Raw genomic sequence first — 22,440 nt, 5'->3', positions numbered from 1 at the left:
GATTCAAGGAACCTCATCGAGCACCCTCCTGTGCGGTCCACGGAGCGATGAGGCGAGCGACCAGCGCGACGATCGCGTAGCCGAGCCCGGCGAGTGCGGCGGCGGCCAGCGCCATACCCCAGGTGCGTGGCACGTTGTAGGCGGTCTGGGCGGCGGTCAGCGCGACGCCGATGCCGCTGTCGACACCGCCCAGGTACTCACCGATGATCGCGCCCAGCACAGCGGAGGGCGCGGCAATCTTCAACGCCGCGAACATATTCGGCAGCGCCGCGATCGCCTGCACCCGGTAGAGCTGCTGCCAGCGGCCGCCGCCGTAGGCGCGCACCAGATCGAGACTGGTGACATCGGCCGATCGGAGTCCGGTGACCGTGCCGACCATGGTGGTGAAGAAGCAATACATCGCCGCGAGGAAGATCGTCGGAGTGCGCCCGCCGAAGACCACCAGAATGATCGGCCCGAGCGCGAGCAGCGGGATGCAGTAACTGAGGATGGCCAACTGGGTCGCCAGCGGTTCGATCCACGGGATCAGCACGATCAGGAACGCCAGCCCGATGGCCAGTGCGTTACCCCATACGAATCCCTTGAACGCGCCCAGCGCGGTGATCCGGAAGTTGGGACCGTAGAGATCCCAGCCATCGGTGTACATGGTGTGCAGGACGGTCCACGGACTGGGGATCGTGCCGCCCGCGACCTCCATCGCGGCCAGCAGCCACCAGATCGCGACCAATCCGAGGACGCCGATCAGTCCGCCGATCCGTTTCATGACGCGCCCCCTGGTCGGGGTCGGCGGCACACCATCGCCGCGCGCAGCGGCTGATCATGTCGACCGACCCGCTGCCACCCCGGGCGGGCGTGGGCCAGGCATCTGGTCAGGTCATGCGAGCGCGGCTCTCGGTTGTCATTCATGCCCGCACCTCACGGCCCGTTCCAGGCAGGCGCACAACTCGCTCATGCGACACCACCCTTGCCGGACTTCCCGAACAGCAACTCCGACAGGTAGTCGTGCAACTTGTGGAATTCCGGGGTGCGCATCATCTCCGGTGTGCGCGGGCGCGGCAGATCGATCTTCACCAACTCCAGCACCCGGCCCGGCCGCGGGCTCATCACCGCGACGACATCGGAGAGGAATACCGCCTCCGCGATGCCATGGGTGACCATCAGCGTGGTCGCGGGCTTCTCGGTCCAGATCCGCAGCAGTTCCAGGTTCAGTCGCTGCCTGGTCATATCGTCGAGCGCACCGAACGGCTCGTCGAGCAGCAGCACGGTCGGCTTGACGACCAAGGCTCGCGCAATCGAAACACGTTGGCGCATACCGCCGGAGAGCTGCGCCGGTTTGGCCTTCTCGAAACCCTCCAACCCCACCAGTTCGACCAGATCCGCGATCAGCGCCGGATCGGGCGAGATGCCCGCGACCTGCAACGGCAACTTGATATTGGATTCCACCGACCGCCAAGGCAGCAGCGCCGAATCCTGGAAGGCGATGCCGAGTTCATGGCGGCTGCGCAGTTGGGCGGGAGTCTCACCGTCGATGAGCGTCTTACCCGCCGTCGGCGTCTCCAGTCCGGCCAGGATGCGCAGCACCGTCGATTTACCGCATCCGGACGGACCGAGCAGTGACAGGAAGGCGCCCTGTTCGGTGTGCAGATCCACCGCATCCAGTGCCTGCACCGTCTTCCGTCCGACCCGGAATGTCTTCGTCAACCCGCTGATGTGGATGCCCGTCCCCCCGATGGGCTCCTCGGTACCGCTCGCCGTGCTCATGACTCCAAACACTAGGAGCAGGTCGTTGCACGGATATTGCGAATCGCCACCCCAGATTGCGCAATCGTTACGCGGCCCGTCCGCCACACCGCCTCAGGGCGACGCCTCGGCTGCGCGGCGAATACGTGGCCTCGCAAATCTGTCTCGTATCTCACACACCGACTCGCCGCGCGAAACGCCGTCGCCCGAACACGAAGGTGTGCGTGAGGCCCAGCGGGTGCTGGATTCGGATCCGGGTGCGTCGAATTCGGAGGTTGGGATGAGAAGGCGATCCATTCGGGTTAGAGCGGAGGTGAACCCATTCCTTGCGCTGCTCGACGCCAAGCTGGATATCGCGGGCTCGGAGATTCTTTGGCGCGAGGTCATCGGCAATGGCTTCGGGCTGGCGTCCGCGGTTGGTGGGATGCGGCGGCGGGTGTGGGCGTGGCCGATCGGGGTTGCGGGTAATGCCTTGTTGTTCACTGTTTTCGTCGGTGGGGTCTTCAACACTCCGCAGCATCTGAATATGGCGGGCCAGGCCGGTCGGCAGTTGATGTTCATCGCGGTGAGTGCGTACGGGTGGTGGAGTTGGTATCGGCACGCTCGTACCGAAACCGGTCTCGAGCACCGTGGTGTCGTGCCACGCTGGGCCAGTGGGCGAGAGCGGCTGTTGCTGGTCGCCGCGATGCTGGTCGGTACGGCCGCCTTCGCCCAACTGTTCGCCGTCATCGGCTCGTACGGACCGTGGGCCGAGGCGTGGATCTTCACCGGATCGATGCTGGCAACCTATGGGATGGCGCGCGGACTCGCCGAATTCTGGCTGATCTGGATCGCTGTCGACCTGGTCGGCGTGCCATTGCTGCTGAAGGCGGGCTATTACCCGTCCGCGACGCTGTATCTGATCTACGCGGGCTTCGTGGCATGGGGCTTCGCGGTCTGGGTGCGGACACTGCGCCGGACCGCCGCCGCGCCCGGCCCCACGGCAACCGTCGATGACCTGGGCCGACCTACGTCGGTCGGCACCGCCCTGAACGACCAATAGCGCAGTCCCGAAACTTCTTTCCCGCCTCCGATGAATCCGCGCGACCGCGCCGGTATGTATCCCGAACCCCCATCGGAGGAGGACTGGAGATGAATATGACCGTCGGGCAGCGCTGGGTTCTGGCGCTGACCTCCGTGGCCGCATTCATGATCGTGCTCGACGCATTGGTCGTGACGACGGCATTGCGCGCGATCCAACTCGATCTACACGCGTCGATCGCCGAGTTGGAGTGGACTGTCAACGCGTACAACCTCAGTTTCGCGGTGCTGCTGATGGCAGGGGCGGCGCTCGGCGACCGCCACGGCCGCAGACAAGTGCTCATCGTCGGACTCGTCTTGTTCAGCGCGGCATCCGCCGCATGTGCGCTGGCACCGAACCTCGGCTGGCTGATCGGCGCACGCGCCGCCCAGGGCATCGGCGCCGCCGCCGTCATGCCGCTGGCGCTGTCCCTGCTCTCCACCGCATTCCGGCCGGAACAGCGAACCAAGGCGCTGGGACTGTTCGCCGCGGCGACCGGAATGGCCACGCTCGGCGGACCATTGGTCGGCGGCGCGGTGGCGCAGGGCTTGGCCTGGCAGTGGATCTTCTGGCTGAACGTGCCGATCGGTGCGGCGCTGATCTCATTGGTACGCACCCGAATCACCGAAAGCTTCGGCGAGACACGCGGATTGGACTACGTCGGGATCGTGCTGGTGAGCATTACCGCGTTCGGCCTGGTCTGGGGTCTGATCCGCGGGAACGAATCCGGTTGGACCAGTGCCGAAGTCGTTTCGGCATTCGCCGTCGGCGCGGTAGCGCTGGTCGGATTCGTCCGCTGGGAGCTGCGCACGGGCGCACCGCTGATTCCGATGCGGTTCTTCGCATCCCGCGCCTTCTCGGCGGGCAATGCGGTCGGATTCCTGCTGACGGCAACGATCTTCACTGGCGCCTTCTTCTTCGCCCAGTTCCTACAGGTGGTGCAGCAGCAAGGTCCGCTGGGCGCTGGGCTGCGGCTGGCCCCGTGGACGGTGACGCTGTTCATCGTCGCGCCTATCGCGGGCAAACAGGTCAACAGGTTCGGCGAACGCCCACTGATCGTGGCCGGACTGGTCCTGCAGGCCGTCGGCTACGGCTGGATCGCGCTCACCGCCGGGCCGGATCTCTCCTATGCGGCGATGATCGCACCGTTCGTCATCTCCGGCGTCGGCGTTTCGATGACCATCCCCTCGGCGCAGAGCGCCGTACTGCGGGCGGTGCCGATGCCCGCGATCGGGGCCGCGTCGGGCACCTACAACTCATTGCGCCAGCTCGGCGGCGCCTTCGGAATCGCCTTGCCCGCAGCGATTTTCGCGGCGGTGGGCGGGTTCGCTTCCGCGCAGGCATTCAGTGACGGGTTCGCCGCCGCGATCGGGACCGCCGCCCTGCTCGCCCTCGCGGGTGCCGCTATCGGTCTGCTGATTCCGGCGGGGGCGCCGGTTGCGCAGAGGGCGTCGGTTGTCCAGGGTGCCTCCGGTTCGCAGGGGGTGTCCGGTTCGCAGGGGGCGTCGAGTTCGCAAGACACCTCCAGCCCACAGGGCACCTCCAGTCCACAGGGCACCTCCAGTCCACAGGGCACCTCCAGTCCACAGGGCACCTCCAGCCCACAGGGCACCTCCAGCCCACAGGGCACCTCCAGCCCACAGGGCGCCTCCAGTCCACAGGGGGCGACAGTTCCGCAGGACGCACTGAGCTCGGCGATGGTCGAGGATTCCGCAGGGACGACACGGTGACCAGCGTCGATGCGCGGCGCGCGACGGTAGGTTCTGCACCCATGACGGTCAGTACGGACTTCGCGGCCAGGACAGCGCCCTATCGGCCCGAACTGCTGGCGCATTGCTATCGGATGCTCGGCTCGATTCACGATGCCGAGGATCTGGTGCAGGAGACCATGCTGCGCGCCTGGAAGGCCGCCGAGCGATTCGATGAAGACCGCGCGTCGCTGCGCACCTGGCTGTATCGGATCGCGACCAACGCCTGCCTGACCGCGCTCGAGCAGCGCGGCCGGCGGGCGTTGCCCACCGGGTTGGTCGGACCGAGCGAAACCCTGATCACCCGTCCGCAGAAGCATCCCGAGATCACTTGGCTGGAGCCGATTCCCGATGCGCTGCTGGGGACTTCGGCCGACGATCCGGCTACCGTGGTAGCCGCCCGCAGCGGCATCCGGCTCGCCTTCATCGCGGCACTGCAGTTTCTGCCCGCCCGGCAGCGCGCGGTGCTGATCCTGCGTGATGTGCTCGCCTGGTCCGCGGCCGAAGTCGCCGATCTACTCGAAACCTCCACCGCCGCAGTCAATAGCGCACTGCAGCGCGCCCGCGCCCAACTGGAGAAGGACGCCCCGATGATCGACCGCGTGTCGGAGACCCTGAGTCCGGACGAACGAGCGATGATCGACCGGTACATGTCCACGTTCGGCAATGCCGATATGGCCGAATTCGCCAAGCTTCTGCGCGATGATGTGTCGCTCGAGATGCCGCCCGCGCTGGTCTGGTTCACCGGTCGCGCACACGTCGTCGCTTTCTTCACCGACAAGTGCGGTGCGACACCGGATAAGTGGCAGGCGATACCGACCTCGGCCAATACCCAGCCCGCCATCGCCTACTACCTCCGGGACGAAAACGGCATCTTCCGTGCGCATTCCATCCACGTCCTCACCTTGCGCGAGGCAGCGATCGACCGCATCACCGTTTTCGTCGATCCCACCCTCTTCCCCAACTTCGGCCTACCCACCGCTCTTTGACATCCGCGACCCGAAAACCGCGCACGCCATCCGCGAGGAATACCCACCGCCGCGTGGTGGGTTAGACGACGTCGACTCGGACTCCGGCGGCGCGGATTGTTGCTACTGCGGCGGGATCGGCGTCGGTGTCGGTGACGAGGACGTCGACCTGGTCTATGCCGCAGATGCGGGCCAGGGCCGAACGCTCGAGTTTGTCGGCGGTGGCGACGACCACGACTCGGCCGGAGCGGCGAACCATTTCTGTGGTCACACCGGCCTCGTCGATATGGCGACACTGCGCGCCGCCCTCGGCGGAGATCGCGTTCACGCCGAGAATCAATGCGTCCAAACGCAGTTCGGCCAATGCGCGTTCGGCCAGCGGTCCGTGCAGCTCATAGGATTCGCGTCGGGCGACACCGCCGAGCACGATGGTGCGCATATGGGGTCGCAGGACCATTTCCCCGGCGATATTGAGTGCGTTGGTGACGATGGTCAGCTGGTCTCCGCTCGCGTTCACCAGATCAATCCGTCCGGCGAGCGCCCGTGCCACGGCGGTGGTCGTGGTGCCGCCGTTCATGCCGACCACCGCGCTCGGTTCGATAAGTCCCGCAGCGTGTTCCGCGATCCGCTGCTTGGCTTCACCGCCGCCCTGCCGGTAGCGGGCGGGCAGGTCGTAGGCGATCGTGGTCGCGACAACGCCGCCGTGGGTCCTGGTCGCCAACTGCTGTTCGGCCAGTGCCGTGAAGTCGCGGCGCACCGTCGCCGGGGATACGCCGAGGCGTTCGGCGGCCTCTTCTACCGAGAGCCGCCCGGAGTCGGCGAGCAGTTCCAGCAGTCGATTCCACCGCTGTGGCCGGTCCGTCGGTCCGGTCATCTCACGCCCTCCCAGCCACGCGGGTGACCTGCTGTTTTTCCATGCACGCGAACAATCTGACCACAGGCACCTGCCCGACCGTAGAGATTCGGTCGCCGGATTGCCAAGCCGGACACCCGCATCACCTCGCCCGCAATCCGTCGAGCACGATCTCGACGACCCGATGCACGGCAGCCGCATACGATTCACCGGCTCGGGTATAGATCTGCAAGGTCATCAGCGCCGCAACTTCTCCCGGCTCGATATCGGCGCGCATGACACCCGCCTTCTGCGCCTGTCCGGTCATCCGCGAAACCAGTTCGACAATCCGCCCTCGCACCTCGCGCAACCGCGGATCGCCCTGAATCTCGGCATGCAAATTGGGTTCGATCGCCGATGCCAGCCCCCCGACCCGCCGCTGCGCACATTCGTGCAGAAACCGCGAAAGCGCGGGCCACGCAGCGCCCTCCTCGGCCAATGCCGTGGCCGCCAGCTGCGCCAGATCCGCGAGGTAGGACTGTGCGGTCTCGGTGATCAGCGCATCCCGATCGGGAAAGTGCCGGTACAGCGTGCCGACACCGACGCCGGCCCGGTCGGCGATCTCCTTCATGGGCACATCGACACCCAACTCGCGGAACGTCACCAGCGTCGCCGCAATGATCTGGTCCCGATTGTTCCTGGCGTCGGCCCTCTTCAGCGCGGCCGTGGCCATCACCTCCCAGACTAAGTGGACGAAAACCTTCCATTTACTGTACCCTCTGGCTAACCGGACGAATTTCGTCCACTTAGTTGAAAGGTGATGTCATGAACGAGACGGTGCTGATCTCCGGCGCGGGTATCGGTGGATCGACGCTGGCGTACTGGCTGGCCCACCGAGGCTTCCACGTCACCGTGGTCGAGCGGGCTACCGGCCAGCGCTCGAGCGGAAATCCGGTCGATGTGAAGGGACCCGCCATCGATGTGGTCGAGCGGATGGGCATCATGGGGCGCCTGCGGGCTGCGAGTTCGGCCGTGTCCCATCTGAGTTTCGTCAACGCGAGCGGCCGTCGGGTCGCCCGAGTGGATCTGAAGGCGTTCCAGGGATCGGCGGGCGATCGCGAAGTCGAGGTCCCCCGAGCCGATCTCGCCGCGATCCTGCTCGACGCCAGCCGCGACAATGCCGAATTCCTCTGGGGCGACACGATCACCGGGCTGAACCAGCACGCCGACGGCGTCGACGTCACCTTCGAACACGCCCGACCCCGCCGCTTCGACTTCGTCATCGGCGCGGACGGTCTGCATTCCGCGGTGCGGCGCTTGTCTTTCGGAGACGAGTCGAAGTTCATCCGGCATATGGGCATATACATCGCGACGGTGCGGGTCGATGAGCCATTCGGCAGCGACCGGGAGGTGCTCATATACAACACGCCGGGACGGGCACTGTCGGTGCATCCGACGAACGGGCAGGCGATGGCAGCATTCATATTCCGGCACAAAGGCGTACCAGGTTTCGACCACCGCGATACCGAACTGCACAAGCGGCTCGTCATCGAGGCCTTCACCGATCAGGGCTGGCGCGTCCCCGAACTGCTGGAGCGGGTGCGCGACACCGACGACCTCTTCTTCGACTCGGTCAGCAAGGGTGAGTTGGCGCGGTGGTCGGATGGACGCGTCGCGCTGCTCGGAGACGCCGCGTCCTGTGTGTCACTGTTCGGCGACGGCTCCACCCTCGCGATCGCCGGTGCGTACACCGTGGCCGAGGAACTGGCCGCCACACCCGAAGATCACGAGGACGCGTTCCGGCGCTACGAGATCCGGCATCGGGTGCTGGTCGATCCCCGACTCAATGGTGTCGCCACCGCAGCGTCGATGCTCATCCCGGCGACTAGAGCCGGTATCGCACTGCGTAATACGGCAACTCGCCTTCTCCCCGCTGTCACGGCGATTCGCAGTCGACTGCGGCACGCCGCGTGAAGGGATCTCCACCCGGGTGGCAACGCGCCGGGTGAAATCCACCGATCAGCATGTGATCCCCGCCGAGACGACCATCCGCAGCCGGGCACAGCACGCCTCGGTTCGCCCGGCGCCGCATCTGAGAGCCAGAGCTGTCATCGGGATGGTCTGGCATGGAAGTCGCGATAAGACGGTCGCCCGCGAATCAGGTGAGCGCAAGCCCGGAATTCACGAAATATGCAATCTCCTCACATATTTCATCCAGCGACACCTCGGCGTCGGGATGCGTGGTCCGCACCAACTCCTGGGCCAGCGAATTCACCGCCCCGATCACCGCGAGCGCGAACAGATCGAAACGCCGCTGCTTGGTCTCCCCACGCTCGACAGCGCGTTCGGCCTCGCTGATCAGCAATGATGACAGCAGCCGGCGCTGCTGCCCGCGCCAATCCTCCACCGCCGGACTGACACCGACCACTTCGACATAACACACCCGCGCCGAGCGCCGATCCGCACAGGTCACCTCGAGATAGGCGCGGAAGCCGTCGACTACCCGTGCCGAAAGCGGTTGTCCCGCCGTCTTCGCCAAACTTTCCAGCGCCCGTTCGACCGCATGCGAGGTAATGCGATTCACCAATGCGATCAACAATGCCTCGCGGCTACCCATATCTTCATAGAAACTGCGCGTGGAGACATTCGCGACGGTACACAGCCGCTCGATCGAGGTGGCCGAATAGCCCTGGGTGCCGAATAATTCCAGCGCGGCATCGATGAGTCGTGCCTGCCGCTGGGCTACCCGCTGCTCCTTGGACAGCCCGCCATAACTGCGGCCCTCCCTGGGTTCGTCATCCTGCCGTGCCACGGCTTCGATGCTACCGGGCGGAAGCGACTGCACCGGGCCGCGGACATCCGAATCACCGCTACGTCTGCGTACCGATGGCCTGCCCGACCAGGGCTTGTGCCAAGGGCGGCAACAGTTCCGAGAGCACCTGACCGAACTGTGGTTCGGTCAGCGTGCTGAGCGGCTGCTGATCGCGCAGCCCGCGGGCGCCGCAACGCCGTTGAGTCGATCCTTCAGCCAATAGAACCTCGTAGTCGGGCAGTGCCACCGTCCACCCCTGGCCGAGTCCCGCCGCGATCGCGATCAGTGTCTCGGCCGCGTTCACGTAATCGACTGGGATGGAACCTGATCGGACCAGAACGGCGGGTGGCACACGGCCACCCGCCGACCCGGGGCGACTACTTGACGCTACCCGCGGTGAGCCCCGCGACCAGGCGCTTCTCGATGAATGCGAACAGGATGACCACCGGGACGATGCCCACCGTCGAGATGGCGAAAACGTACTGCCACGCCGTGTCGTACTGCCCGACGAATTTGGTCAGCGCCACCGACAGCGGCTGATTCTCCGGGGTGGTCAGCACCACCAGGCTCGCCGCGAACTCGTTCCAGCAGGCCACCACGACGAAGATCGTGGCGGTGACGATGCCCGGCCACACCAGCGGCAGGCTCACCCGAACCAGAATCTGCCAGCGACTCAGACCGTCGAGTTGGGCGGCCTCCTCGATCTCCACCGGTATGGCGGCGAAGAAACTGTGCAGGATCCACACCGCGAACGAGAGGTTGAACGCCGCGTTCACCAGGATCATCGCCAGCCAGGTGTCGTTGATGCCGAGGGTGAAGAACTCCCGGATCAGGCCGGTCACCAGCACTGTCGGCTGCAACATCTGGGTGACCAGCACCAGCGCGAGAAATAGCGCCCGGCCCGGAAACTTGTGCCGCGCTGTGTAATACGCGGCCGGAATCGCGACGAACAGCACCAGCGTCGTGGCGCACACCGAGATGACGATCGTGCTCACCAGATTGAACGGCAGCGGCGTCTCCGGGGTGTCCCACATGGTGGCGTAGTTGTCCGGATGCCACGTCTCGGGCAGATACGTCGGTGGAATGCGCAGGATTTCGGCGCGGCTCTTCAACGAGCCGAGCACCATCACCACGAACGGGGTCAGGAAGATGACGGCCAGCACGACCCCCACCGCGGTGAGTTCCCACCGCCGCCGCCGCAGTCGCCCGCCCGGTGCCTCGGCGACCGTTGCGTCCGGCGGGATGTCCACACCTTCGATGTGTATGTCCGCCTGCGTTGTCATGGGCTCACCTCGCCCCGGTAGGTGTCCGTCGAGCCTGGGTAGGTGTAGGTGCTCATCAATCCACCTGCTGTGTCGGCTTGATGACCTTCACGTAGATCGCGATGATGACCACGATCAGCACGAAGTTGAGCACGCTCATGGCGGCGGCGGTATCGAGCTGTTGATTCTGCCGGATCAGCTTGAATGTCAACGTCGTTGTCGTATCCGCACCGAAGCCCGCGATGCTGCCGGTGATCACCTGCAGGATGGGCAGCGAGTTGAATACATTGATGATGTTGATGATGGTCGCCACCGCGATCGCCGGACGTAGTTGCGGCAGCGTCAGGTACCGGTAGCGCTGCCAGGCGCTCGCGCCGTCGACCCGGCCCGCCTCATCGATCTCGGCCGGAATCGATTGCAGCCCAGCCAGAATCGTGTAGGTGGTGAACGGAATCGAGACGAAGACCGCGACGCCGATCGCCACCAGGAAGGCGGGCGTCGGCTGTTTGGTGAAGCCGTAGCCGCGATCGAGCAGCCCGATATCGACCAGGAACCGGTTGGCGATGCCGACATCGGGATCGAGCATGTAGTAGAAGATGGTGGTCGTCATGACGACCGAGGCTGCCCACGGCACCAGGATCGCCATGCGTACCGCGGTGCGTCCCGGGAACTCCTTGTTCAGGAACTGCGCCAGCCCCGCCGAGAGCACCAGGGTGATCAGCACGACGCTGACCACCCAGACCACGGTGTGCGCCAACACCGATCCCAATTCGCTGATATCGAACAGGTTTCGGTAGTTGGCCAGTCCGGCGGGACCGCGGTCCTGGCCGTAGGCGCTCAGGTCCCGGGTGCTGGTCCAGACCATATAGCCGACCGGGAACGCGACGATGGCCGCGATCAACACCAGGGAAGGCCCGATCCAAGGGGCTGCCCGCAGTGTCGAATTCTTCCCCGCGAACACCCGGCCTACCGTGTTCAATTCGCGGCCCGCCCGGGGCCCTTCGTGGTCACGCTTCGCCACCTCCTCCGGGCCCGTCGCTCGGGCCGCTGGACGCCCCACGCTACTTCGCTGCTTCCTGAATTCGCTGCAACACCTGGCTCGGGTCCGCACCCTGCGCGATGGTGCCCATCTGCTGATGCATGGCCCCCTGCGCCGCAGCCCATTTCGGGTTGTTGCTCGGATAGAACTTGGCCACCGGCAGGGTCGCCGCGAACGCCTTGGTCACCGGGTCGTCGGCGAGCACCGTGGTGGCACTGGTCGTGATCGGGATGAAGTGCTCGTTCTTGACGAAGTTCGAGTACACATTCGCCGAGTAGAAGAAGTCGAGGAACTTCTTGATCGTCTCGGCCTTCTTGCCGTCCTTCTTGAATGCCATCAGGTGATCGGCCACGCCGAGCGTGACCGGCGTGCCGTCCTTGGTCGGCGACGGCGCGGTGGCGTACTTCAGACTCGGATTCTTATCGGCGATCTGGGCAATGGTCGGCGGCAGGCCCTCGATCATCCCGATCTTGCCCTGAATGAAGGAGTTGATGACGTCCTTGCGGTTGGTCGCGCCCGGATTCGGCTGGGTGACGCCGGCATCAATGGTCTCGCGCATGGCCCGCACCCCCTCCAGGTTCTGCGGGGTGTCCACGGTGATCTTGTCGCCCTCGGACCAGTTACCGCCCGCGCCGAAGGTCCACAGCGAGGTCTCGGCCTGGGATTCCTCACTGCCCAGCGGCAGGCCGTAGCCGGAGACGCCGCCGCCGAGCGCCTGGATCTTCTTGGCCGCCTCGGTCAGTTCGGCCCAGGTCTTCGGCGGCGTGCTCAGCCCGGCCTTCGCGAAGAGGTCGGTGTTGTAGAACAGGGTGCGCGTGGAGGCGAACAGCGGCATGGCGTACTGCGTGCCGTTCAGCGAGGCGTTCTTGGCGAAGCCCGGCTGCACATCCGACAGCACGTTCGGGGAGACCACCTCGGACGCGGGGTAGAGCATGCCGTCACCGGCGAAGCTGGCATAGGCGTCGATGTTCAGCAGGTCCGGTGTGGTCGAGGTGGACTGCAGCTTGGTCTTCACCACATCGTTGATCGAATCCCACGACTCCAACTGCAGGTTCACCGTTAAGCCCGGGTTCTGCTTCTGGAAGTCGTCGATGATGTGGTCCCACAGCGCCTTGGTGCCGTTGGCACCGTCGCTGTAACTGGGGGCGAGGAAGTTGATCGTCGTATCGGAGTCGGCCGAGTCTTTGGAGCCGAAACCGCAGGACGAGACGGCGAGCGCGAGGCCGGTAACCATCGCTATCCCCGCGAGTACGCCGTGGAGGGGTCGTTTCACGAGCAGAACCTTTCAAATTTTCACTCAGAGCGCTACAGGACCGCCGATGATGGAGCGTACGAATCGACTGGCTGATCCTTTCGAGCGACCTGCAAGCAGTCACTACGGAACAATGTAGACCCAATAGTGATCACTTGTGACTGATTCGCTCGTAAATTTGACATGAACGATCACAAGGGTTGATTCTGTTGTTGTGCCGATTTCCGCTCACCCCACCCCCGTGACCCATCTGGCCGCCGAAGTCGCCACCCAGCCCAACGACTGGGTCCGCGCCGAGACCATCGCCGCCGAATACCGCGACGTACTGCCCCAACCGGGCGAGCGCGTCGCCGTCATCGGCTGCGGCACTTCGCTGTTCATGTCCCGTGCCATCGCGGCACTGCGGGAGGGCGCTGCTCCTGAGCGCCCCGGCCAGGGCCTTACCGACGCCTGGCCCGCCAGCGAGGTCCGCGGCGGTCGTGACTACGACCGCTACCTCGTCATCTGCCGCTCCGGCACCACCACCGAGGTGGTCAATGCCATGCGGGAGATCCCTGCACACATTCCGCGCACCGTCATCTGCAGTAGTCCGGGCACCCCGGTACTCGACCTCGGCGATCCGATCCTGATCGACGAGGTCGACGAACTGTCGGTGGTGCAGACGCGCTTCGCCACCACCACACTGGCCATCCTGCGTTGGCATCTGGGCGAGGATCTGCGTCCGGCCATCGAGCAGGCGCGGGCCGTACTGGCCGAAGACCCCGCGACAGCGCTGGCCGCGGTGCGCAATGCCGAGCAGATCAGCTTCGTCGGGATGGGCTTCGCGGCCGCGATCGCCGAAGAGGCAGGGCTCAAACTGCGCGAATCCTGCCAGTCCTGGACCGAGGCCTACCTGCAGACCGAATACCGGCACGGGCCGATCAGCATCTCCAACCCCGGCCGCGCCGTCTGGGCCTTCGGGCCGCTGGTGCCCAATTTCGCGGCCGATGTGGCCGTCACCGGCGCCGCCTTCGAACACCGCGATATCGACCCGATGGCCGATCTGGTCCGCGTCCACCAGCTCTGCGTGCTGCGCGCCGCTGACCGCGGCCTCGACCCCGACCATCCCCGCAACCTCAATCGGTCCGTCGTCCTGGATCAGTGATCGGACCGGCTCCGATGCCCCGCGCGACCGACCTGCTCACGGCTGCGGACCCGATATCAGGAACTACTGTGCCGAATATGGGAACGGAACAGCCAGAACCGGGAGCGCGACCCCCGGGAATCAGCGCGGCTCCACCCGAAACCCGAGCCGCGCCCCCGACCGCCGTGCCCCGCGACGATCTCGCGGGCACGGACGCGGTGAGCTCGGCGATGCCGGTCGCCGCAGCAGTGCCGGGGCCGGTTGCGGTACCGCCGCATCCGGTCTCGGCACTGACCGATGACCTGCTGGTGCTCGGCCTCGACGTCGGTGGCACCACCATGAAGGGCGAGATCACCGACGCCGCCGGCACGGTGCTGGCCTCGGGTGTGGTGGCCACACCGCAGGGCGAGGCGGCCTTCGAAACCATGGGCACACTCGGCGATCAGTTGCTGGCCGAGTTGACCGATGACCAGCGCGACCGGGTCGCGCGCGCGGCCGTACTCCTGCCCGGCATCGTCGATCCGATCCGCTCGATCGCGGTATTCAGTAGCAATGTCGGCTGGCGTGATGTGCACATCGGCGACCGGTTCACCAGTCGTTGGGGCATGCCGGTGCTGATCGAACACGATGTCGCGGTGGCCGGATGGGCCGAATGGCGTTACGGCGCCGGGCGCGGCCACGACGACGTCTGCGTGGTCATTCTCGGCACCGGCATCAGCGGCACTGTCTCCGTCGGCGGCAAGCTGGTGCGCAGTGGCTACGGGCAGACCGGCGAATACGGCCATATCCCGGTTCGGCATGCGGACGGATTGCGTTGTCCCTGCGGCAATATCGGCTGCGTGGAAACCGTTGCCTCGGGCGCGTCCATCGCTCGCGCCTACGCCCAACGCACCGGACACGAAACCGCGAGCGCGGCCGATGTTTTCGCACTTCTCGACACCGACCCCGACGCCAAAGCCGTGGTCGGCGACGCGATCAGCGCGCTGGCCGATGGGCTGCTCGGCCTCATCCACGCCGCCTGTCCCGAACTCATCATCATCGGCGGCGGACTGGCCGGAGCCGGAGCCGCCCTCACCGAGCCACTGCAGCACACCATCGCCGAGCGGCTGCGCGTCGTGCCGGCACCGCGGGTGGTGCTCGGCGAGTTCGGCGCTCGCGCGGGACTGATGGGCGCGGCCCTGTTCGCCAGGCGGGGAGCCCTCTCGTGACTCGTGACGAGACGAGCGCCAGCAAAGCGGAGGTGTCCCCGCTCGAGATTCGCGGACGGATCGTATCGGCGACGTCGGCATTCGACGACGGCGTGGTATCCGTGCGGGACCGCCGGATCGACCACGTGCGGTCGCTCGCGGACTGGGTTGCCGCGCATCCGGATTCGATCGTGCCGCCGTTTTCGGGCACCGTGCTGCCGGGACTTGTCGATATTCACAACCACGGCGGATTCGGACATCGGTTCGACACCGTCGACGGCGACGAGGCGCGGGCGGCCGCCGAGTTCCATCACACGCACGGATCCACCACGGTAGTGGCCAGCGTCGTCACCGGCGCTGCGACGGATATGGTCGCGCAGGTCGCGGCGCTGCGCGAACTGGCAATCGACGCCACCATCGGCGGAATCCACGCCGAGGGACCATTTCTGGCGGCGGCGCGCTGTGGCGCACAGGATCCCCGATATCTGCGCGATCCCGATCTCGAGCTGACCGATCGATTGCTCGCGGCCGCCGACGGGCAGCTGCGGGTAATGACGCTCGCGCCGGAGCTGCCCGGATTCGACAAGGTGGCCCAACGCCTTTCCGATAGCGGCGTGGTGGTGTCGCTGGGGCACAGCGATACCGACTACCCTGTCTTCCGACAGTCCTTGCACCCCAACGGATTCGGCAGCCTGGTCACCCACCTGGCGAACGGTATGCCGCCGCTGCACCACCGAGAGCCGGGTCCGGCGGCCGCGGCGCTGGTGGCCGCGGCGCAGCGGCAGGCCGTTGTGGAGTTGATCGGCGACGGCGTGCACATCGACTCGGGTTTCGGTGCATTGGTTTTCGCGACCGCGCCCGGACAGGTCGCACTGATCACCGACGCGATGCAGGCCGCGGGTATGCCCGACGGCGAATATCGGCTCGGTCCGCAGGTTGTCCATGTCACCGATGGCGTGGCCCGGGTGTCCAACGGATCCATTGCGGGCGGCACCGCCTATCTCCTGAAATGCCTCATCTGGGCGGTCGGGGCATGTGGTGTGCCGCTGCGCGATGCTGTGATCGCCGCCACATCGGTACCGGCCGCCGCGGCGGGACTGGCCGATGTGGGCGACCTCCGGACCGACCAGTTCGCTGACCTACTGATAGTTGATGACAATCTCCAGTTGCGTCGGGTGCTCAGACGTGGACAGTGGTTGACGTGATCCTCACCGTGACAATGAATCCCGCCTATGACATGACCTACCGCGTCGAGCATTTCGAACGCGGCCAGGCACATCGGGTCCGCTCGGTCGAACAGCGGATCGGCGGGAAGGGCATCAATGTGACGCGGGTGCTCAATCAGCTCGGAAAGTACGCTCGGGCAACGGGTTTCTCCGACCACGCCTTCGCGGCCGCCGCTGAACTGGAAATGCCGGTCGATTTCGTGCACGCGCTGCCCTGGGTCCGGCGCACGGTGGTGATCAGCGAATCCGGCGACGGCACCGCGACCGCGTTATGGGAGCCCGGTGCGCGGGTCTCGAATCCGCATGCCGCCGAACAGCTCTCGGTCCGGGTTGCCGGAATGCTGCCCGATATCAACGGCCTGGTCATCTCCGGATCACTGCCGGGCGGCATCGTGGCGGGACTGCCCGCCGAAATCGCGCGCACCGCCATCACCGCGGGCGTGCCGACCATCTGTGATGTCGACGGCGAGTCACTGCGCCTGGCCGCCCAGGTCCCCGGCATCATCCTGATGCCGAATACCGAAGAGCTGGAACGTCTCACCGGACGCGTCCCGGTGACCCCGGATGAGGTCGCCACGGCCGCGCGACCGCTCATCGAACGCGGCGTGCGCGCCATCATCGCCACCCGCGGCGCCGAGGGCATGGTGGTGGTCACCGCCGAGGGCGCGTGGTCGGCCGTACTGCCCGAACCACTCGCCGGAAATCCCACCGGTGCGGGCGATGCCGCGACCGCCGCGGTAATAGCCGCCCTCTCCGACGAAGACGGCCTGCCGGACTGGTCCGCCATCCTGGCCGATGCCGTCGCCACCTCCGCGGCGGCGGTCGTCATACCGGTTGCCGGTGAGATCGACCGCTGCCTGCGCACCCGTATCGCACCCACGGTGGTCGTCGAACGACTAGCCACCCCGCAGGAGACATCCGCATGACCTCTAGACCCGTCCCGGACCTGATCACCGCTGCCCGTCCGGGCGGCCTCGGCGCTTTCAACGTGATCACGCTCGAGCACGCCGAAGCCATCGCCGCGGCCGCAGAAACGGCCGAACGGCCGGTGCTGCTCCAGCTTTCGGAGAATACGGTGCACTACCACGGCGGTCTGGCCCCGATCGCCCTCGCCTGCCTGCGCATCGCCGCCGACAGCACCGCCGATATCGCCGTGCATCTGGACCACGCCACCTCGTTCGAACTCATCCGCACCGCAGTCGAACTCGGCATTCGCTCGGTCATGTACGACGGGTCCACTCTCGACTACACCGAAAATGTCACCGCCACTGCCGATATCACCCGCTGGTGTCACGAACGCGAGGTCTTCGTCGAGGCCGAACTCGGCGAGGTGGGCGGCAAGGACGGCGCACACGCGCCCGGGGTTCGTACCGATCCGGACGAGGCGGTCGAATTCGTCGCGACCACCGGCGTCGACGCCCTGGCCGTCGCCGTCGGCTCCTCACACGCCATGCACACCCGCACCGCCGAATTGGATAACGACCTGATTGCCCGGCTGGCAGCGAAGGTGCCCGTCCCCTTGGTGCTGCACGGCTCCTCCGGTGTACCCGACGCGGGACTGCGCGCCGCCGTCGAACACGGTATGACCAAAATCAATATCGCCACCCGGCTGAATGTCCTTGCCACCGACGCGATCCGGACCACTCTCGCCGACAGCCCCGCGGTCTCCGATCCCCGCAAGTACCTGACACCCGCACGCGGCGCGATCCGGTCAGAGGTCGAGCATCTGCTGCGCGTGCTCGCCGGATAGACCTCTCCATCCCGGGGAAGCATGGGCAGCCATCGACGGGCGCCGATGATAGGCTGAATTGCTCTTAGTTTAGCTAAAGGTTTGCTGTCCGTTCGAGCTGTATCACCTGATGAAGGAATAACAACTCCATGGCTGTCATCCTGCAATCAGGAGAACAGCGCGCTGCCGGTGCGGAGATCCAGCCCAAATTCCCGCACAAGTTATCGCTCAGTGCCGCAATCGTATTCACGTCCCTGTCCATCGGTGCCTGGCTGGCCTTTCTACGGCCGAACTGGCAGATGTACTGGCATCAAATAGATTTACAGGTCTATATGTGGGGCGGCGCGGCCGCCGCGACGCATCCGGCGTTGCTGTACGACGGGCGCGGCCCGATGGGCCTGCCCTTCCTCTACCCCGTCTTCGCCGCGTGGATCTGTGCCGAACTCGCACGCTTCCCCATCAACTACATCGGGACCGGCGTCACGGTTCTGACGCTGGTATCGCTGTTCGTGAGCGTGTGGAGCGCCGCGAGGCTCCAACAACGCCGGCGCGGTCCTGGTTTGCTCGCGATAACCATCGCCGTCACCGGGGCCGCGATCTGGCTGGAGCCGGTCCAGCAGGCGTTTCGATTCGGACAGCTCAGCGCGATCCTCATGGCGTTGGTGTTAGCGGATCTCGCCATCCCCAAGGAGAGCCGGTATCGAGGCATCCTCATCGGTATCGCGACGGGGTTGAAGCTGACACCCGCGGTCTTCATCGTCTACCTGCTCATCACCCGCCAGTTCCGCGCCGCCGCCACGGCCACCGCGACCTTCGCCGCGACGGTCGCGATCGGCTTCTGGTATCGGCCGACTCAGGCGCTGCAGTTCTGGACGACGACCACGACCTCGCAGAACCGTATCGGCTTCGCCTATGTGCAGAACCAGTCCATCAACGGCATGTTCGGCCGCCTGGAATGGTCGACCTGGGATGACACCACGTCCTCGTTCGTCTGCGCCGGTCTGCTCGCACTCGCCGGGATCGCAGCGGCGCGGATCGCCCACCTGCGCGGGGACGAATTGCTCGGCGCGCTGCTCGCGGCCACGGTGATGCTGCTGGTCTCGCCGATTTCCTGGACCCACTACTGGGTGTGGATCGTGCCAGCGCTGCTGTGGCTGATCCACGCGCTGCGCCATCGCTCGCTCACCATCCGGATCGGCGTTCCCGCGGTCATCTATCTGTTCGTCTTCGCATGGCCGCTACAGATCGATCAGGTCGGATCATGGGATCCGGAACTACCACTACTGCCCCAGGGGCTCATCTGGCTGGTACCGCAGACCAACGGCCGGGAATTCCGGTGGACGCCGTGGCAGTTCCTGCTCGGCGATTCGTACACGCTGCTCGCCACCATCGCGCTCGTCGCCGCGACCGTCTGGCTGCTCCCGCTGAAACCGCGGTCTCCGCAACTGTCCACCGAGGTGTTCGCGGACCGGCGGCGCGAGCGAGGGATCAGCGCCGCCGGTCGGCGGAGAGACGGTCCGAGCAGTGAACCGTCGGGGTCGAGCGAGTTGGAAGCCGTGGGGTAGGCCCCTGTTTGCGGGAGCCCGCTTCCGTTCGCCGACATCGTCATCCTGCTCGGACTACCTCGAGAATGCTGGCGATCCAGCTGTGAATCGCCTGGGAAGCCCGGTCAGCCGGCGCTGCCGGTGGACGGGTTGGCCTGGCGCTGCCGCTCGCACTCCTCGTGGTCGGCGTCGGGGCGGTCCGGGCCCTTCAGACTGCAACCCTGTCGGTTGTAACCGGCCGAATCGCGGCCCCAGCGGTCGTAACCCCACAGGTCATAGCCGCTGCGGTCATAACCGAACTGGTCACGGCCCGCGTGGTCGTAACCCGATCCGTCGTAACCGCTCCGGTCGTAACCGAAGCGGTCTCGGCCCGCACGGTCATAACCCGAATGGTCGTAACCCGAGCGGTCGTAGCCATCAGGGCCGTAGCCGTCCGGACCGTAGATATCGGGCGGCGGGGTCGGGAGCGGAGTAGGGCTCTGGGTGGGCAGGGGCGTTTGCGTCGGCGCGGGTTGTGTCGGCGCAGGAGCCTGAGTGGGAATCGGGGCGGGAGTCGGCGCCGCCGTTGGGGCGCCGGTGTCCGGGGTGGCGAACGCGGGCGCGACGACCGCCGCGGGAGCGAGTGCCAATGTCCCGGCGACAACGGTCTGCACCAGCATCCGTCGTACCGTGCGTGAACTCGTCGTCCACAGCACCATGATCGACCTCCTTCTCGAATCGGGGCGCGGCGTCGCGCTCCGATCGGAGTATCGGTCGATTGTCCGGGATTGCTACATGTCGAGAGACCTGGGCCACAGCGAATATCGTTCCCCGCGAACGGAACTCGATGATGAGGGCCGATTGCCCCGAGCTATTCTGCTGCGGAGCCGGGGATCTGGCCAGCGAAAGGTGGTATCGGCGAACAGATTTCAGTCGGCATCGTTGAGTGGTGTCGCGAGCGGCCAGCCACCTGCCGCCAAATGTGAAGCAACCCTGGCGATATCGTGCGCGTCCGGCTGCTCCATCGCCATCCGGGCGATCGCCGCTTCGATATCGGTGTGGCTGATCTCGCTATCCGGATTGGAGTCCACCAGCTGCTCGGCGATCACCACCACCTCGTAATCGGTCAGATGGCGGTGCAGCACCGCGAACAGGGCGACGTAGTCCGACCGCGGAACCCCCTGCGGATATCCGGCCCGCAGCCAGCCGATGACCCGGCCGAGCAGATTCGGCCGGACGCGAGCGGATTCAGTCACGGTGCACCCTTCCTACTGTCCGAACAGATGAATACCGAACTCAGCGGCCAGGAAGGCCTTCGCGGTGTAAAGAATTCCGGTAACAATCGCGGCGATGATCAGCGCGAAGCAGACGTAGGCTCCGGCCAGCGCGGGGTAGTTGCGCCGGGCGGCACGGCCGTCCGCGGACGTGGCATCGGCGACCGACCACAGCCGTACCCCGACCGCGAAGACTATCGGCAGACCCGCGCCGAGTAGCAGACCTGCGACGGTCACCTGCCACAGCGCGTGCAAATTCGTGACGAGTGTGTGCACGGTGCGCCTCCTCAGACCTGGGCCGTACGGCTATCGGGTGTGTTGGTCCCCGCCGGGGACGATCCGGCGGGCGGCGATTGCCCATCGGCGGTCACCTCGTGTTGCCCGTCCTGCGCGACCGACGCGGCGGCCTTCGCAACCTCGGCACCGGCGTCCGGCGTGACGGCCTCGGCTGCCCCGCCGGGCCATTCGTTGACATTGCTGGTGTCCACCGGATCTCGCCGCGACCGCAGATACATCAGCACCGACAGCCCGACCAGCAGTGCGAACACCACCAGCACCCCGGGCAGCCCGCCGATGACATGTGCGATGGCCCAGCACACCGCACCCGCCACACCCGCGAGCGGCAGTGTCAGCAACCAGGCGACGGTCATCCGGCCCATCACACCCCAGCGCACCTCCGCACCCTTACCGAGCCCGGTGCCGAGGATCGATCCGGTCGCGGTCTGCGTGGTCGAGAGCGGCAGCCCGAAGTGTGCGGAGGTGAGAATGATGGCGGCGGAGGAGGATTCTGCGGCCAGCCCCTGCGGCGAATCGATCTCGACGAGCCCCTTGCCCAGGGTGCGAATGATCCGCCAGCCACCGAGGTAGGTGCCCGCCGCGATGGCGACGGCGCAGGCCGCCATCACCCACAACGGCATCTCGTCGTTCTTGCTGAGCGTGCCGTGCGCGACCAAGGCGAGGAAGATGACACCCATCGTCTTCTGTGCGTCATTGGTGCCGTGCGCCAGCGAAACGAGCGAGGCCGAACCGATCTGCCCCAGCGGAAGCCCTCGTTCACCTTGTCCGGATCGGAACGCCTGGTGATCCGGTAAACGCCCCAGGTGCCGATCGCGGAGACCAGTGCGGCCACGATCGGCGCGAGCAGGGCGGGCAGCACGATCTTGGCCAGCACACCGTCCGCGCCGTGCGCCCAGATCACCCCACCCCAGCCGAGTGCGGCGATGGTCGCGCCGATCAGGCCGCCGAACAGCGCGTGCGAGGAACTCGACGGCAGGCCGAACAGCCAGGTCAGCAGATTCCACAGAATGCCGCCGACCAGACCGGCGAACACGATGATCAGCAGCGCCTCACCCTGGACGGCGTCGAGCCGGACAATGCCCTTGGCCACCGTCGCGGCGACCGCCACCGACAGAAATGCGCCGATCAGATTCAAGACCGCGGACACCGCGACCGCGACCCGTGGCCGCAGTGCGCCGGTGGCGATGGAGGTTGCCATCGCATTGGCGGTGTCGTGGAAGCCGTTGGTGAAATCGAATGCGAGTGCCGTGACAATGACGATCAGGAGTACCAGGAGATCCGCGGTCACCCCTCCAGTGTGCGACACTCGCGATCAGCATTGCCAAACGGTTGCCACCTGTCGGGACCCCGTTTCCGGTCGGCTACCGT

At 66.1% G+C, this 22,440-nt stretch carries 22 protein-coding genes and 1 pseudogene; 10 read left to right on the top strand and 13 right to left on the bottom strand.

The genetic code is table 11. The annotated features are described in order from the left end of the window. Positions 1–13: 13 nt before the first annotated feature. Positions 14–763: an ABC transporter permease gene (locus ACQP1G_RS04045; protein WP_433198478.1), complete on the bottom strand. Its 750-nt coding sequence runs from the start codon at positions 761–763 to the stop codon at positions 14–16. A 185-nt stretch (positions 764–948) separates the two neighbouring features. Further along, a complete protein-coding gene (locus ACQP1G_RS04040; protein WP_433198476.1) occupies positions 949–1,761 on the bottom strand; it encodes an ABC transporter ATP-binding protein in 813 nt (270 codons plus the stop codon). A gap of 292 nt (positions 1,762–2,053) precedes the next feature. Here ACQP1G_RS04040 and pnuC point away from each other — a divergent pair, with 292 nt between their 5' ends. The 3 genes from pnuC (at position 2,054) to ACQP1G_RS04025 (ending at position 5,537) form a co-directional block, all read left to right on the top strand. Then, entirely contained in the window at positions 2,054–2,782 is a 729-nt protein-coding gene (pnuC, locus tag ACQP1G_RS04035; protein ID WP_433198474.1) for a nicotinamide riboside transporter PnuC, read from the top strand. Positions 2,783–2,871: 89 nt separating this feature from the next. Then, positions 2,872–4,530 (top strand): DHA2 family efflux MFS transporter permease subunit, encoded by a 1,659-nt coding sequence (locus tag ACQP1G_RS04030; protein WP_433198472.1) that lies wholly within the window; start codon positions 2,872–2,874, stop codon positions 4,528–4,530. Then, positions 4,527–5,537: a sigma-70 family RNA polymerase sigma factor gene (locus ACQP1G_RS04025; RefSeq protein WP_433198470.1), complete on the top strand. Its 1,011-nt coding sequence runs from the start codon at positions 4,527–4,529 to the stop codon at positions 5,535–5,537. Before ACQP1G_RS04030 ends, ACQP1G_RS04025 begins: the two co-directional genes overlap by 4 nt. Positions 5,538–5,598: 61 nt before the next feature. Here ACQP1G_RS04025 and ACQP1G_RS04020 read toward each other — a convergent pair whose 3' ends face one another. Next, the gene (locus ACQP1G_RS04020; RefSeq protein ID WP_433198468.1) at positions 5,599–6,390 is read right to left on the bottom strand and encodes a DeoR/GlpR family DNA-binding transcription regulator; all 792 of its coding nucleotides are present in this window, start codon (positions 6,388–6,390) and stop codon (positions 5,599–5,601) included. A 121-nt stretch (positions 6,391–6,511) separates the two neighbouring features. Then, positions 6,512–7,081, bottom strand: coding sequence for a TetR/AcrR family transcriptional regulator (locus tag ACQP1G_RS04015; RefSeq protein ID WP_433198467.1), 570 nt, complete (start codon positions 7,079–7,081; stop codon positions 6,512–6,514). A gap of 92 nt (positions 7,082–7,173) precedes the next feature. On the opposite strand from ACQP1G_RS04015, the gene ACQP1G_RS04010 reads away from it, so the two are divergent. Further along, positions 7,174–8,322, top strand: coding sequence for an FAD-dependent monooxygenase (locus tag ACQP1G_RS04010; protein WP_433198465.1), 1,149 nt, complete (start codon positions 7,174–7,176; stop codon positions 8,320–8,322). Positions 8,323–8,506: 184 nt separating this feature from the next. On the opposite strand, the gene ACQP1G_RS04005 is transcribed toward ACQP1G_RS04010, so the two are convergent. From ACQP1G_RS04005 to ACQP1G_RS03985, 5 genes are all read right to left on the bottom strand, one after another. Then, positions 8,507–9,160 carry a TetR/AcrR family transcriptional regulator gene (locus ACQP1G_RS04005; protein WP_433198463.1) on the bottom strand — a complete coding sequence of 218 codons (654 nt, stop codon included), beginning with the start codon at positions 9,158–9,160 and terminating at the stop codon, positions 8,507–8,509. A 58-nt stretch (positions 9,161–9,218) separates the two neighbouring features. Then, positions 9,219–9,464, bottom strand: coding sequence for a hypothetical protein (locus ACQP1G_RS04000; protein ID WP_433198461.1), 246 nt, complete (start codon positions 9,462–9,464; stop codon positions 9,219–9,221). 73 nt (positions 9,465–9,537) lie between these two features. Continuing rightward, complete coding sequence (locus ACQP1G_RS03995) at positions 9,538–10,443, bottom strand: carbohydrate ABC transporter permease (protein ID WP_433198459.1); 906 nt, start codon at positions 10,441–10,443, stop codon at positions 9,538–9,540. 55 nt (positions 10,444–10,498) lie between these two features. After that, positions 10,499–11,383, bottom strand: a complete 885-nt coding sequence (locus tag ACQP1G_RS03990; protein ID WP_433198457.1) for a carbohydrate ABC transporter permease — start codon at positions 11,381–11,383, stop codon at positions 10,499–10,501. Between the two features lie 100 nt (positions 11,384–11,483). Beyond that, entirely contained in the window at positions 11,484–12,734 is a 1,251-nt protein-coding gene (locus ACQP1G_RS03985; protein WP_433198455.1) for an extracellular solute-binding protein, read from the bottom strand. 193 nt (positions 12,735–12,927) lie between these two features. On the opposite strand from ACQP1G_RS03985, the gene ACQP1G_RS03980 reads away from it, so the two are divergent. The 6 genes from ACQP1G_RS03980 to ACQP1G_RS03955 all read left to right on the top strand — a co-directional run bounded on the left by ACQP1G_RS03980 (position 12,928) and on the right by ACQP1G_RS03955 (position 19,543). Further along, on the top strand, positions 12,928–13,857 hold the full coding sequence (locus ACQP1G_RS03980) for an SIS domain-containing protein (RefSeq protein WP_433198453.1): 930 nt from the start codon (positions 12,928–12,930) through the stop codon (positions 13,855–13,857). A 77-nt stretch (positions 13,858–13,934) separates the two neighbouring features. Further along, entirely contained in the window at positions 13,935–15,044 is a 1,110-nt protein-coding gene (locus ACQP1G_RS03975; protein WP_433198451.1) for an ROK family protein, read from the top strand. Continuing rightward, positions 15,041–16,228 carry an N-acetylglucosamine-6-phosphate deacetylase gene (locus tag ACQP1G_RS03970; RefSeq protein WP_433198449.1) on the top strand — a complete coding sequence of 396 codons (1,188 nt, stop codon included), beginning with the start codon at positions 15,041–15,043 and terminating at the stop codon, positions 16,226–16,228. The genes ACQP1G_RS03975 and ACQP1G_RS03970 overlap by 4 nt, the downstream gene beginning before the upstream one ends. Beyond that, positions 16,225–17,175 (top strand): hexose kinase, encoded by a 951-nt coding sequence (locus ACQP1G_RS03965; RefSeq protein ID WP_433198447.1) that lies wholly within the window; start codon positions 16,225–16,227, stop codon positions 17,173–17,175. Before ACQP1G_RS03970 ends, ACQP1G_RS03965 begins: the two co-directional genes overlap by 4 nt. After that, entirely contained in the window at positions 17,172–17,999 is an 828-nt protein-coding gene (locus ACQP1G_RS03960; protein WP_433198445.1) for a class II fructose-bisphosphate aldolase, read from the top strand. Before ACQP1G_RS03965 ends, ACQP1G_RS03960 begins: the two co-directional genes overlap by 4 nt. Positions 18,000–18,127: 128 nt before the next feature. Continuing rightward, positions 18,128–19,543 carry a glycosyltransferase 87 family protein gene (locus tag ACQP1G_RS03955; RefSeq protein ID WP_433198443.1) on the top strand — a complete coding sequence of 472 codons (1,416 nt, stop codon included), beginning with the start codon at positions 18,128–18,130 and terminating at the stop codon, positions 19,541–19,543. A 104-nt stretch (positions 19,544–19,647) separates the two neighbouring features. Here ACQP1G_RS03955 and ACQP1G_RS03950 read toward each other — a convergent pair whose 3' ends face one another. The 4 genes and pseudogenes from ACQP1G_RS03950 to ACQP1G_RS03935 all read right to left on the bottom strand — a co-directional run bounded on the left by ACQP1G_RS03950 (position 19,648) and on the right by ACQP1G_RS03935 (position 22,360). Then, entirely contained in the window at positions 19,648–20,220 is a 573-nt protein-coding gene (locus tag ACQP1G_RS03950) for a hypothetical protein (RefSeq protein WP_433198441.1), read from the bottom strand. Between the two features lie 210 nt (positions 20,221–20,430). Then, a complete protein-coding gene (locus ACQP1G_RS03945) occupies positions 20,431–20,757 on the bottom strand; it encodes a DUF3349 domain-containing protein (RefSeq protein WP_433198439.1) in 327 nt (108 codons plus the stop codon). 12 nt (positions 20,758–20,769) lie between these two features. Then, a complete protein-coding gene (locus ACQP1G_RS03940; RefSeq protein WP_433198437.1) occupies positions 20,770–21,051 on the bottom strand; it encodes a hypothetical protein in 282 nt (93 codons plus the stop codon). Positions 21,052–21,062: 11 nt separating this feature from the next. Beyond that, a pseudogene (locus tag ACQP1G_RS03935) lies at positions 21,063–22,360 on the bottom strand (anion permease). Between the last annotated feature and the right edge of the window lie 80 nt (positions 22,361–22,440).

It is taken from the genome of Nocardia sp. CA-107356 (assembly GCF_050946365.1).
Classification (GTDB): Bacteria; Actinomycetota; Actinomycetes; order Mycobacteriales; family Mycobacteriaceae; genus Nocardia.
This window is presented reverse-complemented; position numbering and strand designations above follow the sequence as displayed.

Bases quoted from the DNA above. Each gene is read 5' to 3' on its own strand.
- ACQP1G_RS04045 (WP_433198478.1), bottom strand. From the start codon at position 763: ATGAAACGGATCGGCGGACTGATCGGCGTCCTCGGATTGGTCGCGATC.
- ACQP1G_RS04040 (WP_433198476.1), bottom strand. From the start codon at position 1,761: ATGAGCACGGCGAGCGGTACCGAGGAGCCCATCGGGGGGACGGGCATC.
- ACQP1G_RS04030 (WP_433198472.1), top strand. From the start codon at position 2,872: ATGAATATGACCGTCGGGCAGCGCTGGGTTCTGGCGCTGACCTCCGTG.
- ACQP1G_RS04020 (WP_433198468.1), bottom strand. From the start codon at position 6,390: ATGACCGGACCGACGGACCGGCCACAGCGGTGGAATCGACTGCTGGAA.
- ACQP1G_RS04015 (WP_433198467.1), bottom strand. From the start codon at position 7,081: ATGGCCACGGCCGCGCTGAAGAGGGCCGACGCCAGGAACAATCGGGAC.
- ACQP1G_RS04010 (WP_433198465.1), top strand. From the start codon at position 7,174: ATGAACGAGACGGTGCTGATCTCCGGCGCGGGTATCGGTGGATCGACG.
- ACQP1G_RS03995 (WP_433198459.1), bottom strand. From the start codon at position 10,443: ATGACAACGCAGGCGGACATACACATCGAAGGTGTGGACATCCCGCCG.
- ACQP1G_RS03975 (WP_433198451.1), top strand. From the start codon at position 13,935: ATGGGAACGGAACAGCCAGAACCGGGAGCGCGACCCCCGGGAATCAGC.
- ACQP1G_RS03960 (WP_433198445.1), top strand. From the start codon at position 17,172: ATGACCTCTAGACCCGTCCCGGACCTGATCACCGCTGCCCGTCCGGGC.
- ACQP1G_RS03955 (WP_433198443.1), top strand. From the start codon at position 18,128: ATGGCTGTCATCCTGCAATCAGGAGAACAGCGCGCTGCCGGTGCGGAG.
- ACQP1G_RS03950 (WP_433198441.1), bottom strand. From the start codon at position 20,220: ATGGTGCTGTGGACGACGAGTTCACGCACGGTACGACGGATGCTGGTG.